The following is a 12,488-nucleotide window of genomic DNA, read 5'->3' as shown; positions in this document are numbered from 1 at the left end:
GCCGCGGGTCAGCCCTGATACTGACCCACGACCAGCGGTCGGACCACACACGCAGACGGTCTTACCTTGCAGGGGGTCACCGTGGCGCTGGAACACCGACAGGTCGGGCCGGGGGTGCAAGCGGTCCAGTACGCGCTGCGCGTGCTCGAATCCGTCACCACGCACAGCAGCGGCATCACCGCCGAGCAGCTCGCCCGCGACATCGGCGTGCCGCTGAGCTACCTCAACCAGTTGCTCGCCATGCTGCGCAGGGAACGCTACCTCGGATTCGTACCCGGCGGCGGCTACGTCATCGGAGAGTCGCTGGTGCTGCTCGGCGCCGCCAAGCGCGATGCCGCGCTCGCCGAGAAGCTCCGGGTGATCCTGACCGAGCTGCGGGACGAGGTCGGCGCCGCCGTCTACTTCAGCCGGTACGACGACGGCGAGGTGCGGATCATCGACTTCGCCGACGGCCCGAACGCGCCGAAGGTCAACGAGTGGGTGGACTTCCGCTCCGCCGCCCACGCCAGCGCGGTCGGCAAGTGCCTGCTGGCGCAGCTCGACCACAACGGCCGCCGCAAGCACCTGTCCCGGCACCGCCCGGCCCGGCTCACCTCCCGCACCGTGATCGACGACCGGGTGCTGCTGACCAAGCTGGAGCGGCAGCCGGCCAGCATCCCCACGCTCGACCTCCAGGAGTACGCGGTCGGCACCGTCTGCGCGGCGATCCCGGTCACCATCGGCAGCACCGTCGCGTGCCTGGCGCTGTCCATGCCGTACGCCCAGGCGCACCGGCTGCGGCCGGCCGTGGACACCCTGCACGAACGGGCCGCTCCGGTGCTGCTGAGCATGAGCATCTGATTTTCGCCGCACGGCGGCCATGCGGTATGGTTTTCCACGTCAGCAGGCGCCGCTAGCTCAGTTGGTTAGAGCAGCTGACTCTTAATCAGCGGGTCCGGGGTTCGAGTCCCTGGCGGCGCACATGACGTAAGGGTTCGGGCCTTGACCGGTCGGTTTCGACGGTCAGGGCCCGGACCCTTTCCGCGTGGCCCGGGCGGATCGGGACCGGCGCGCGGATCGGTCCCGGACGCGGGTCAGGACGGGCGCGGGTCAGGACCAGTGCGCGGGGCGGCCCAGGTCCGCGGCGATCCGGGTGCGGGCGTCGCCGCGCGCCGCGCTCACCTGGGACCGGGTGAGGAAGAGGGCGCCGGTCAGGTCGGCGCCGCGCAGGTCCGCGTCCCGCAGGTCAGCGCCGATCAGGTCGGCCAGCCGCAGGTCGGCGCCGCGCAGGTCGGCCGCGATCAGGCAGGCGCCGCGGAAGTCGGTGCCCCGCAGGTCCGCGCCGCGCAGCCGGGCGCCGAGCAGGTCCGCGCCGCGGCGGCCGGGCCGGCGCCGCCCGCCCGGGGTGGCGGCCCGCACCAGCTCGCTCGCCCGCAGCAGCAGCGGGTTGACCGCGGCGCGCTCGGCGTCGAGGTCGAGGCCGGCCAGGGCGTCCGGGGCGAGGGCGGTCAGCGCGCGGACCCGGGCGAGCTCGCGGTCCGCGGCCGGGTGGAGCGCGGCGGCGGCCGGGCGGGCGCGTACCTCGGTGAGGTAGGCGAGCAGTTCGTGCAGCTGGCGCATCCGCGGCAGCGCGGCGAACATCGCCCGGCCGCCGTCCTGCGCGCCGCGCCAGTCCCGGCCGCCGAAGGTCACCTGCGAGAGGTGCTGGCCCGCACCGAAGCAGTCGTAGACCGTGCAGCCGCGGTAGCCGGCGTCGCGCAGCCCGGCGTGGATACCGCAGCGGTGGTCGGCGGCGAGGTTGCGGCACGGATCGCCGGCGTCCTTGTCGTCGGCGAAGTCCGCGGAGCGAGTGAAGGCCAGGGCCACGCAGCACAGGCCGAAGCAGTTCGCGCAGTCCGCGCGCAGCAGGGGCGGCTCCCCGCCCGGCCGGGCCGCCGGGGCGTCCTCCGTCGTGGTCACGCGCGCCCCTTCGCAAGGTCCGTCTCCCCGGCCGGACCGACGCCCCGCCCGCGTCCATGGTGCCCTACGCGGCGGGCGGCCCCCGCCGCGAGCCCGGGCGGGATTCCCGGGGGGACGCGGAAACCGCGGAAACCGGGCCGCCGGGAGGCCTGCCGGGCCGGGCGCGCGGGGACAGCGCGCCGCCATCGGGTTGCACGCGTGCGTGAAGCTGGGGAACGTTGGATGTGTGCGCAGCGTTCCTGGCCACGGTGTGCCGGCCGCGGCCGGCCGGGTGCGTGGCGCGGGAGGCACGCGGCCGAGGCGACCGGGAAGGCCAGACAGGTACTCCACGTGAAGAACGCCTGGATGCGAGCCGTGCAGCGGCTGGAGACCGACTACCTCTCCCGCATGGGCATGTCGCTGCCGCTCCTCGCGCTGGCTCTGGTCACGCTGATCGACGTGTCCGCGGGCCGGGACCACTACCTGACCCCCGGCATCATCGTGGCGCCCCCGCTCGCCGCCATCACCGTGACGTGGAAGCGGACCCTGTTCATCTGCGTGCTCGGCGCCACCATCCAGGCCGCGCTGTCGCCCTACGACGGCATCACCCACATCCGCAACCACGACGTCCTGGTCGGCCAGCTCATCTCCTACTGCCTGGTCAGCCTCTTCAGCGTGTACATCGCGTGGCGGCGGGAGACCGGGGCGAAGGCGTTCAGCGCGATCACGTCCGTCGCCGAGGCGGCCCAGCACGCCCTGATGCGGCCGCCCGCGCCGCGCGTCGGCACGATCCGGCTCGCGGTGCGGTACGTCTCCGCCGCCGACGCCGCGCAGATCGGCGGGGACCTGTACGCCGTGCTCGACACCCCGCACGGTGTGCGGGCGATGATCGGCGACGTCCGCGGCAAGGGGCTGGCCGCCGTGCAGACCTCGGCGGTGGTGCTCGGCGCGTTCCGCGAGGCCGCGTACGACGAGGGCGGGCTCGACACGGTCGCCGCGCGGGTCGACACGAGTGTGGCGCGGCACGTGGACACCGGCGACTTCATCACGGCGCTCTTCGCCCAGTTCGACCGGCCGGACAGCGTGGAGCTGCTGCACTACGGCCATGTGGCGCCGCTGCGGGTCTCCCGTGACGGCAAGGTGGAGACCCTGGAGCCGGTCGACCCGTGGGTGCCGCTGGGGCTGGCCGGGATGGTCGGTGCCGGCTCGGGCGATCCGGCGCCGGGCCCCGGGTCGCTGCCGGTGGCGGTGCCCGAGTCCGCGCCCGCGGCCGCCGACGTCGCCCCGCCCGTCACCCGGGGGCCGGTGCCCTGGCGGGTGCCGCTGCTGCCCGGCGACATCCTGGTCCTGTGCACGGACGGTGTCATCGAGGCGCGCAGCCCCCGCGACAACACCTTCTACCCGCTCTCCGAGCGGGTCGGCCCCCTCGTCGCCGGCTGCGGCCACGACCTGGACGGCGCCGTCGAACGCGTCTACGCCGACCTCCTGGCCCACGCCGGCGGCTCCCTCTCCGACGACGTGGTCCTTCTCCTGCTGGCCCCCATCCCCCGCCCCCTCCCCACCCACCCCCCGGACCCGCCCCTGTTCTGAGCCCCCGCTCCACAGGCCGCCATGGCCCGGGCCCGTGCGCCCGGCCCGTGCGCCGGGGGCGGGATTCAGGGGCGGGTGGCGCGTTCCAGTGCGGTGAGGACGGAGGCGTAAGGCTCCCCGGTGGCGTCTTCGAGGGCCAGCTCGCAGCTGCGGTCGGCCGAGAGGTGCGCGGTGAAGGGGCGGGCGGCGACCTCCTCCGCCTCGGGGCGGGTGGCGGCCGCGGTGAGGGGGCCGTGCGGGCGGCGGCGGAGCCGGTGGTCGGGCGCGGCGCCGCAGCAGCCGGCGTCGTCGGGGACGACGACCTCGCGGGCGCAGGCGCGGGCGACGGTCTCCAGGGCGCTCGCACCGAGCAGGTCCGCGCCGGTCGGGTCCGCGCCGAGGTGGGCGGCCGCGCAGGTGGGGTGGAGCACCGCAGAGTCCAGCGGCCTGCTGACGGTGAGCTTCGGCAGCAGCTGCGCCGCCGTCCAGGCCACCGCGTCCATGATCGTCAGCTCGACGTGCAGCGCGCGGTTGGCGGCGGTGAGGTGGGGGGCGAGGTCCCGGGTGAGCCCGAGCGCGCAGGACTGGGCATCCACGACCAGCGGCAGCCGCCCGCCGCCGGTCCACGCCCAGGCGAGCTCCACCACCCGGTTCGCCATGACCGCGTGCCCCTCGTCGTAGCCGCCGGCGTGCCAGCCGGCACCGCAGCAGGTGCGGGTGACACCGGGCGGAATCCACAGCGGCTGCCCGGCCCGTTCGGCCAGGGCGACCAGCGCGTGCACCACCCAGCCGCCCGGGCCGCCGCTCGGGCCGCCGCTCGGCGGGCCGAAGATCCGGTTGGCGCAGGACGGCAGGTAGACCGCGGCGGCGCCCTGCCGTTCGGTGCGCGGCAGGCGCGGTGCGAGGCCGGGCCGCGCCTGCACCCGCCCGCTGCCGCGTACGGCGCCGGCCGCGCTCATCCCGGCCCGCACCGCGCGGGCGGCGGTCTGCCAGTGGGTGGCGAGCGCGGTGGCGGCGCGCTGCTCGGCGCGGGTGTGCCGGACCCGCCGCAGGTCCCGCATGAGGGCGCCGGTGTCGATGCCGGCCGGGCAGGCGGTCGCGCACAGCGTGTCGCCGGCGCAGGAGTCCACGGCGTCGTGGCCGTAGGCGTCCAGGAGGGCCCGGAGCACCGGTGAGCCGGGCGGCTGCCGGAACATCTCGCGGCGCAGCGCGATCCGCTGCCGCGGGGTGGTGGTCGCCTCCCGGCTGGGGCAGACCGGTTCGCACAGGCCGCACTCGGTGCAGGCGTCGGCGGCCTCCCCGGTGACCGGGAGGGTCTTCAGGCCGCGCAGGTGGCCGCGCGGGTCCTGGTCGAGCACGACTCGCGGGGCGAGCACGCCGACGGGGTCGAGCAGCGCCTTGACCCGCCACATCAGGGCGGTGGCGCGCGGCCCCCACTCCCGTTCCAGGAACGGCGCGAGGGTGCGCCCGGTGCCGTGGCCGGCCGCCAGTGAGCCGTCGAACCGCTCGGTGACGGTGCGGCAGAAGTCGTCGGTGAAGGCGGCGTAGCGCTCGACGTCGGCCGGCTCCGCGGCGTCGAGGGCGAGCGGGAAGCGCAGGGTGCCGTGGGCGGCGTGGCCGGCCACGGCCCCTTCGAAGCCGTGCCGCCGCTGGAGCGCCCGCAGTTCCGCGCACGCCTCGGCGAGCCGGTGCGGCGGCACCGCGAAGTCCACGGTGACCAGGGTGGTGCCGGGCGGCCGGGCGCCGCCGACCGCGGCCGCGGCGGCCCGGTGCAGCCGCCACAGCCGGGAGACCGCCGCCGGGTCGCGGCTGAAGGAGTTGTCCGCGGAGGCCACCGGCGCGACCAGCCCGAGGTCGTCGCGGACCCGGCGGGCGGCCCGTTCGTAGGCGGCCAGTTCGGTGTCGTCCGCGGCCCGGAACTCCACCAGCAGCGCGGCGCAGTCGGCGGGCAGCCGGTGCCAGTCGCCGGGGGCGCCGGGCAGGCCGGCGGCCGCGGCCAGCACCTGGCCGTCCATCAGCTCCACCGCCGCCGCGCCGGCCTGCGCGAAGGGCGCGGCCGCGCCCGCGGCGGCGTCCAGCGTGGGGAAGAACAGCAGCCCGGCGGTGGCGGCGGGCCGGGCCGGGAGCGTGGCGTAGACCGCCTCGGCGACGAACCCGAGGGTGCCCTGCGAGCCGATCATCAGCCCGCGCAGGATCTGCACCGGGGTCTCGGCGTCGAGGAAGGCGTCCAGCCGGTAGCCGCCGGTGTTGCGGACGGCGTGCTTGGCGCGGATGCGGGCGGTCAGTGCCGGGTCGCCCTCTATCTCGTCCTTCAGGTCCAGCAGGCCCTGGTACAGCTCGGGTTCCGCGGCGGCCAGCGCCGCGTCGGCGTCGGGGTCGGCGGTGTCCACGACGGTGCCGGAGGCCAGCACCGCGGTGAGCGAGACAACGGTGCGGTAGGAGTCGCGGGCGCTGCCGGCGGCCGCCCCGGCGGCGTTGGTCGCCAGCACTCCGCCGACCGTGGCGGCGGCCGCGCTCGCCGGGTCGGGCCCCAGCACCCGGCGGTGCCGGGCGAGCGCGGCGTTCGCCCGGGCCAGCACCGTCCCGGGCAGCACCCGCGCCCGGGTGCCGCCGGCCTCGACCTCGACGCCGGCGAAGTGGCGCCGCACGTCCACGAGGATGTCCTCGCCCTGGGCCTGCCCGTTCAGGCTGGTGCCGGCCGCCCGGAAGACCAGGTTGCGGCGCTGCGCGCGGGCGTACCCCAGCAGCTTGACGACGTCCTGCACGCTGTCGGGGACCACCACCGTCTGCGGGACGAACCGGTACGGGCTCGCGTCGGTGGCGTAGCGCACCAGGTCGGGGGCGCCGCCGAGCACCTTGCCCGGGCCGAGCAGCGCTTCGAGGTCGGCGCGCAGGCCGGGCGGGGTGCCGCCCGCGCGGGCCTCCTCGACCCGGTCCGGCGCCGGGCGCACGGCCGTGGCGGGGGCGGGCCGCCACCTGTCCCGCTGCGGGTCACGCTTGGGCATCCGTTCCTCCGGGTCAGGGGATCGTCACACCGCTTCGCACACCGTTCCGGTCGCACCGTTCCTGGGCACCCTTGCACCTGTGCGCACCCTAAGCCCCGCTGCCGGATGCCGCGCGCGAGCCGGTCAGGGAGGCGTACACCACCACGTTCGCCGAGTACGCCTGCCGGGCGCTGTCGAAGTCGCCGCCGCAGGTGATCAGCCGCAGCTCCGGGCGGTTCGCCGCGTCGGCGCCGTAGACCCGGGTCGCGTCGAAGTGGTCCTTGGGGACCACCTCCACCGCCTCGACGGAGAAGTCCGCGACCGAGTGGTCCGCACGGGTCACCGCGACCAGCGCGCCCGGCTCGACCGTGCTCAGCGGGAAGAACACCGCCGGGCCGGTCTCGGTGTCCACGTGCCCGACGATCAGCGCCGCGCCGGCCGCCCCCGGGGTCGGGCCGCCGGTGTACCAGCCGGCGACCTTCGGCGTCGAGTACGGCGGCGGGTCGATCGTGCCGTCGGTCAGCCCGCGCCCGACCAGGCCGGCGTGCAGCCCGATCGAGTCGATGTCGATCCGGACCGGGTCGGACGCGGGCAGCGGCACGTGCGCCGCGTACAGGTGCGGCGGGTGGTCGCCCGCCGCCGCGGCCGAGACCCCGTCGGCGCCGCCGGCCCCGCCGGGCGCGGTACGGCCGCCGGAGCCGTGACCGGTGAGCCAGGCCGCGAGCAGGAGCAGGCCGACCGCGAGGGCCGTCCACGTCCTGCCGTCGGCCTTGGCCCGGGTGTCGGCCGCGGTCTCCTGCCCTGCCGCCATGCCCGGTCAGCCGCGGTTCGTGCCGCGGCGGCGGTACAGCGCCAGCCCGGCCAGCCCGGCTGCCGCGACGCCCCCGGTGACCAGCAGCGGCCCGGTGCTGCCGCCGGCCGCGGCCGGGCCGGCGGCCAGCTGCTCGGCGCCGGTGTCGCGCGCGGCGAGCTGCCGGGCGGCGCCACCGCCGCCGGCCGGCACCGGGCGGATCGGGTTGACCGGGGTGGTGGTGCTGCTGCCGCGCACCGTGATGGACGCGCTCGCCGAGCTGGTGCCGTCCTGGCAGCGCACCGCGATCGCGTACGAGCCCTGGACGGCGGTGGACTTGATGAACGCGTCGCCGTCCATGCCGCCGCCGCTCCCGGACGGGGACAGGGTCACGGTGTCCACGAACACGTCGGCGCTGGCGGTCGCGCTCTTCCCGGCCTTGCAGGAGGTCGCGAGGTGCAGGGAGACCACGCCGCCCGGCGCGACCGTGCGCGGCGAGACGTCCATCCCGCCTATGCCGGACGACGAGCTGCTCGACGAACTCGACGAACTCGACGAGCTGGACGAACTGCTCGACGAGGAGCTGCCCGACCCTCCCCCGCCGTCGTCGGCCGCGGCCGGCTTCGGCAGTCCGGAGACCCCGCCCACGGCCAGCACGGCGACGGCGCCGGCGGCAGCGACGGCGGGCAGTTTCAGACCAAACATGAGGACCTCCGCTCAGCCGGGAGCGGGGACCCGCGCCCGGTGCTTACGAAGATTCCGCCGCCCGCCGCCGCCCGCACTCCGGGCGGCGGCTCAGTGGTCCATCAGGGTGATTGTCGGCATACGGAGCGTAAAGGCCCGGCGGGTCAGATCTCGCCGACGAGGTCCGCGATCGAGTCGACCACCCGGGACGGGCGGAAGGGGTAGCGGTCGATGTCCGGCACCGTGGTCAGCCCGGTGAGCACCAGGTACGTGGTCATGCCGGACTCCAGCCCGGCCAGCACGTCGGTGTCCATCCGGTCGCCGATCATCGCGCTGGTCTCGGAGTGCGCGCCGATGACATTGAGCCCGGCCCGCATCATCAGGGGGTTCGGCTTGCCCACGAAGTAGGGGTCCTTGCCGGTCGCCCGGGTGATCAGCGCCGCCACCGAGCCGGCGGCCGGCAGCACGCCCTCCGGCGAGGGGCCGGTCTGGTCGGGGTTGGTGCAGATGAAGCGGGCGCCGCCGTTGATCAGCCGGATCGCCTTCGTCAGCGCCTCGAAGCTGTAGGTGCGGGTCTCGCCGAGCACCACGTAGTCCGGGTCGTGGTCGGTCAGGACGTACCCGACGTCGTGCAGCGCCGTGGTCAGGCCGGCCTCGCCGATGACGTACGCGGTGCCGCCCGGCCGCTGGTCGTCCAGGAACTTCGCGGTGGCCAGCGCCGAGGTCCAGATGTTGCCCACCGGCACGTCCAGGCCCATCCGGGTCAGCCGCGCGTGCAGGTCGCGCGGGGTGTAGATGGAGTTGTTCGTCAGCACCAGGAACGGCTTGCCCGACTCCCGGAGCTTCTTCAGGAACGCGTCCGCGCCGGGGATCGGCGTGCCTTCGTGGATCAGCACCCCGTCCATGTCGGTGAGCCACGACTCGATCGGCTTGCGTGTCGACACGGGTTGCTCCTGTCCTGGGGGTGCCACCTGACCGCCTGAGATGTACCAAGAGTAGCCGGGGCGGTGTGCCCGCCGGCGTCGGCCGGCAGCCGGCGGGTGCGACAGTGGCGGGTATGAGCACTCCACCGCCCCTGCGCGTCGGCCTGGTCGGATACGGCCCCGCCGGCTCGTTCTTCCACGCGCCGCTGATCGCCGCGACCCCGGGCCTGGCCCTGGACACGATCGTCACCGCCGACCCGGAGCGCCGGGCCCGGGCGGGCGCCGAGCACCCGGGCGTGCGCTTCGCCGACCGCGCGGACGAGCTGTGGACGCGGGCCGGGGAACTGGACCTGGTGGTCCTCGCCTCCCCCAACCGCACCCATGTGCCGCTGGCCACTGAGGCGTTGACCGCCGGGCTGCCGGTCATCGTGGACAAGCCGATCGCCGCGACCGCCGCGCAGGCGCGCACCCTCGCCGCGCTCGCCGACGACCGCGGGCTGCTGCTCGGCGTCTTCCAGAACCGCCGCTGGGACGGCGACTTCCGCACCGTGCGCGACCTGGTGGCGCGCGGCGCGCTCGGCGACATCCACCGCTTCGAGTCCCGGTTCGAACGGTGGCGGCCCCGGCTCAAGGGCGGCTGGCGGGAGTCCGGCGACCCGGCAGACATCGGAGGTCTGCTCTACGATCTGGGCGCGCATCTCGTCGACCAGGCGCTCGTCCTGTTCGGTCCGGCCGCGCACGTGTACGCCGAGGCCGCCGCGCTGCGGCCGGGCGCGAGCACCGACGACGACGCCTTCATCGCCCTCACCCACACCTCCGGGGTCCGCTCCCACCTGTGGATGAGCGCGCTCACCCCCCGGCTCGGCCCGCGCTTCCGCCTGCTCGGCGACACCGGCGGGTACGTCGTGCACGGGCTGGACCCCCAGGAGGCCGACCTGCGGGCGGGCCGCCGCCCGGGCGACGGCTCCCCCTGGGGCGAGGTGCCGCCGGCCGCCTGGGGCACCGCCGGCACGGACGACGACGCGGCACCGGTGCCGACCCTCCCGGGCGACTACCCCGCCTTCTACGCGGCCGTGGCGGCCGCGCTGCGCACCGGCGGGGCCGCCCCGGTCACCGCGTACGAGGCCGCCGCGGCCCTGGACGTCATCGAGGCGGCCCACCGCTCCGCGGCGAGCGGGCAGACCGTACGGCTGTGACCGGCCCCCGCCCCGGCCCCGGGCCCCCACCCAGGCCCGGGGCCCGGGGCCCGGGGCCCGCACTGACGCTCACGCGTCCTTGAACTCCTGGCGCTGGCGGCCGAGTCCGTCGATGGCGAGCTCCACCACGTCCCCGGCCCTGAGGTACGGCTTGGGCTCGGGCTGCCCCATGGCCACGCCGGCGGGGGTGCCGGTGTTGATCACGTCGCCCGGGTAGAGGGTCATGAACTGGCTGAGGTAGCGCACCACTTCGGCCACCGGGAAGATCTGGTGGGCGGTCGAGCCGTCCTGCTTCAGCTCGCCGTTCACCCACAGCTTCAGCGGCAGGGCCTGCGGGTCGGGCACCTCGTCCGCGGTGACCAGCCACGGGCCGAGCGGGTTGAACGTCTCGCAGTTCTTGCCCTTGTCCCACTGCCCGCCGCGCTCGATCTGGAACGCCCGCTCGGACACGTCGTGCGCCACCGCGTAGCCCGCGACGGCCGCCATCGCCTCCTCGTGCGAGGCGGCGTACCGCAGTTCGCGGCCGATGACGACCGCCAACTCCACCTCCCAGTCGGTCTTCTCGCTGCCGCGCGGCACCAGCACGGTGTCGTCCGGGCCGACCACGGTGTCCGGCGCCTTCATGAACACCACCGGCTCGGCGGGCGGCTCGGCACCGGTCTCGGCGGCGTGGTCGTGGTAGTTCAGGCCGATGCAGACGATCTTGCCGATGCCGGCCAGCGGCGGGCCCACCCGCTGCGCGGGGTCCAGCGCGGGCAGCGTCCCCGCGGCAAGTTCCGCGGCCACCCGCGCGAGCGCCGCCGGGTCCGCGAGCAGCGACCCGTCGATCTCCGGGACGACCGCCCCGATGTCCCTCGGGGTGCCCTCCGGGTCCAGCACGGCCGGGCGCTCCGCTCCGGCAGGTCCGACGCGCAACAGCTTCACAGGTGCACTCCACCCCTCAGGTCATCCGATGTCTCCTCGCATCCTCCCCGCGGCCGGCCCGGCCGTCAACAAGCCCCCGCCCCGGGGCGCCGTCCTGTCCCGGGCTGCTCCGGTCAGCCCCCGACAGCGCGGGAGACGGCGTAGATGACCAGTCCGGCCAGGGCGCCGACGACCGTGCCGTTGATCCGGATGAACTGGAGGTCGCGGCCGACGTGGGCCTCGATCTTGCGGGAGGTCTGCTCCGCGTCCCAGCCGGCGACGGTCTCGCTGATGAGCGAGGTGATCTCGTCCCGGTAGGTGGTGACGAGGTAGGTGGCGGCGTCCTCCAGCCAGGAGTCCACCTTCGCCTGGAGCCGGGCGTCGCCCGCCAGGCGCGCGCCGAGCCCGAGGAGCGAGACCCGGGCGCGCTGCCGCAGCTCGCTGCGCTCGTCGTCCGCGGCGGCCACCACCATCGTCCGTACCGAACCCCACGCACTGGCGATGAGGTCCTGCACCTCGCTGCGCGCCAGCAGCTCCTTCTTCAGCCGCTCCACCCGGGCCCGGGTGTCGGGGTCGGACTGGAGCTCGGCCGCGAAGTCCCCGAGGAAGCGGTCGACCGCGCCGCGCGCGGGGTGCCCCGGGGCGTCCCGCATCTCCGTGACGAACCGCAGCAGCTCCTTGTAGACGCGCTCACCGATCCTGCGGTCCACGAACCGGGGCGTCCATCCGGGCGCCCCGCCCTGCACGGCCACCATCACGGAGTCGCCGTGCTGCACCAGCCAGTCGTGGGCGCGTACGCACACCAGGTCCACCAGCCGCTTGTGGCCGCCGTCGGCCACCACCCGCTCCAGCAGCCTGCCCAGCCCCGGCCCGATCTCCTGCGCGTCGGCCCGCCGGGTGATCGCCTCGCCGACAACCGCCTGCACGTCGGAGTCGCGCAGCACCCGCAGCGCGCCGCGCAGCGCGGCCGACGCCTGCTCGGTGACCTTGTCCGCGTTGGCCGGCTCCGCCAGCCAGCCGCCCAGCCGCGACCCGATCCCGACCGCCCGCAGCCGGGCCCGTACGACGTCGGCGGACAGGAAGTTCTCCCCGACGAACTCGCCGAGGCTCGCGCCCAGCGCGTCCTTCTTCGTCGGGATGATCGCGGTGTGCGGGATCGGCAGGCCCAGCGGGCGGCGGAAGAGCGCGGTGACCGCGAACCAGTCCGCGAGGGCGCCGACCATGCCCGCCTCGGCGGCCGCCGAGACGTATCCCGCCCAGCTGCCCGCGCCGTGCGCCCCGGCCGCCTTCGCCAGCGCGTACACCACCGTCGCGGCCAGCAGGAAGCCGGTCGCGATCAGCTTCATCCGGCGCACGCCCGCCCGCCGTGCCTCGTCCGGGTCGGCTCCCGTACCGTCGGTACCGCCCGCGCCGCGCGTGCCGTCCACTCGCCCCGCCTCCATCGGCTCCACCCGCGTATTGTCACCGCCACTGCCACTCCGGGAACACTCCGGCAACGTACGACAGGTTCCCGGCGCCTCCC

Annotated in this window: 10 protein-coding genes and 1 tRNA gene; 4 read left to right on the top strand and 7 right to left on the bottom strand. The window is 75.7% G+C overall.

Going from position 1 to position 12,488, the window contains the following annotated elements:
- The first annotated feature begins 81 nt into the window (after nucleotides 1-81).
- Together WA788_RS15940 and WA788_RS15935 are read left to right on the top strand one after the other, a co-directional pair.
- On the top strand, nucleotides 82-840 hold the full coding sequence (locus tag WA788_RS15940; protein ID WP_335978077.1) for an IclR family transcriptional regulator: 759 nt from the start codon (nucleotides 82-84) through the stop codon (nucleotides 838-840).
- Nucleotides 841-886: 46 nt separating this feature from the next.
- A tRNA-Lys gene (locus tag WA788_RS15935) sits at nucleotides 887-960 on the top strand.
- 129 nt (nucleotides 961-1,089) lie between these two features.
- Here WA788_RS15935 and WA788_RS15930 read toward each other — a convergent pair.
- Entirely contained in the window at nucleotides 1,090-1,938 is an 849-nt protein-coding gene (locus tag WA788_RS15930) for a pentapeptide repeat-containing protein (RefSeq protein WP_335977810.1), read from the bottom strand.
- Nucleotides 1,939-2,283: 345 nt separating this feature from the next.
- Between WA788_RS15930 and WA788_RS15925 the strand changes: the two genes are divergently transcribed.
- Entirely contained in the window at nucleotides 2,284-3,507 is a 1,224-nt protein-coding gene (locus tag WA788_RS15925; RefSeq protein ID WP_335977809.1) for a PP2C family protein-serine/threonine phosphatase, read from the top strand.
- A gap of 65 nt (nucleotides 3,508-3,572) precedes the next feature.
- Here WA788_RS15925 and WA788_RS15920 read toward each other — a convergent pair whose 3' ends face one another.
- The 4 genes from WA788_RS15920 to WA788_RS15905 all read right to left on the bottom strand — a co-directional run bounded on the left by WA788_RS15920 (nucleotide 3,573) and on the right by WA788_RS15905 (nucleotide 8,888).
- The gene (locus WA788_RS15920; protein ID WP_335977807.1) at nucleotides 3,573-6,491 is read right to left on the bottom strand and encodes an FAD-binding and (Fe-S)-binding domain-containing protein; all 2,919 of its coding nucleotides are present in this window, start codon (nucleotides 6,489-6,491) and stop codon (nucleotides 3,573-3,575) included.
- A gap of 88 nt (nucleotides 6,492-6,579) precedes the next feature.
- Nucleotides 6,580-7,281 carry a class F sortase gene (locus WA788_RS15915; protein ID WP_335977805.1) on the bottom strand — a complete coding sequence of 234 codons (702 nt, stop codon included), beginning with the start codon at nucleotides 7,279-7,281 and terminating at the stop codon, nucleotides 6,580-6,582.
- Nucleotides 7,282-7,287: 6 nt separating this feature from the next.
- A complete protein-coding gene (locus WA788_RS15910; RefSeq protein WP_335977803.1) occupies nucleotides 7,288-7,965 on the bottom strand; it encodes a hypothetical protein in 678 nt (225 codons plus the stop codon).
- A 143-nt stretch (nucleotides 7,966-8,108) separates the two neighbouring features.
- Nucleotides 8,109-8,888: an HAD-IIA family hydrolase gene (locus WA788_RS15905; RefSeq protein WP_335977801.1), complete on the bottom strand. Its 780-nt coding sequence runs from the start codon at nucleotides 8,886-8,888 to the stop codon at nucleotides 8,109-8,111.
- Nucleotides 8,889-9,001: 113 nt separating this feature from the next.
- Between WA788_RS15905 and WA788_RS15900 the strand changes: the two genes are divergently transcribed.
- Nucleotides 9,002-10,063: a Gfo/Idh/MocA family protein gene (locus WA788_RS15900; RefSeq protein WP_335977799.1), complete on the top strand. Its 1,062-nt coding sequence runs from the start codon at nucleotides 9,002-9,004 to the stop codon at nucleotides 10,061-10,063.
- Nucleotides 10,064-10,132: 69 nt separating this feature from the next.
- Here the strand turns inward: WA788_RS15900 and WA788_RS15895 are convergent, their stop codons facing one another.
- Both WA788_RS15895 and WA788_RS15890 read right to left on the bottom strand, forming a co-directional pair.
- Entirely contained in the window at nucleotides 10,133-10,987 is an 855-nt protein-coding gene (locus tag WA788_RS15895; protein WP_335977797.1) for a fumarylacetoacetate hydrolase family protein, read from the bottom strand.
- Nucleotides 10,988-11,100: 113 nt separating this feature from the next.
- Nucleotides 11,101-12,408: a DUF445 domain-containing protein gene (locus WA788_RS15890; RefSeq protein ID WP_435132009.1), complete on the bottom strand. Its 1,308-nt coding sequence runs from the start codon at nucleotides 12,406-12,408 to the stop codon at nucleotides 11,101-11,103.
- Between the last annotated feature and the right edge of the window lie 80 nt (nucleotides 12,409-12,488).

This window comes from Streptomyces sp. CA2R106 (genome assembly GCF_037034245.1).
Taxonomy (GTDB): Bacteria; Actinomycetota; Actinomycetes; order Streptomycetales; family Streptomycetaceae; genus Actinacidiphila.
The sequence above is the reverse complement of the archived record's forward strand: the minus strand, read 5'-3'. Positions and strand labels throughout refer to the sequence as shown.

Excerpts from the sequence above, each read along its gene's own strand:
- WA788_RS15915 (WP_335977805.1), bottom strand. The coding sequence starts at position 7,281 with ATGGCGGCAGGGCAGGAGACCGCGGCCGACACCCGGGCCAAGGCCGAC.
- WA788_RS15925 (WP_335977809.1), top strand. The coding sequence starts at position 2,284 with ATGCGAGCCGTGCAGCGGCTGGAGACCGACTACCTCTCCCGCATGGGC.
- WA788_RS15910 (WP_335977803.1), bottom strand. The coding sequence starts at position 7,965 with ATGTTTGGTCTGAAACTGCCCGCCGTCGCTGCCGCCGGCGCCGTCGCC.
- WA788_RS15890 (WP_435132009.1), bottom strand. The coding sequence starts at position 12,408 with ATGGAGGCGGGGCGAGTGGACGGCACGCGCGGCGCGGGCGGTACCGAC.
- WA788_RS15920 (WP_335977807.1), bottom strand. The coding sequence starts at position 6,491 with ATGCCCAAGCGTGACCCGCAGCGGGACAGGTGGCGGCCCGCCCCCGCC.
- WA788_RS15900 (WP_335977799.1), top strand. The coding sequence starts at position 9,002 with ATGAGCACTCCACCGCCCCTGCGCGTCGGCCTGGTCGGATACGGCCCC.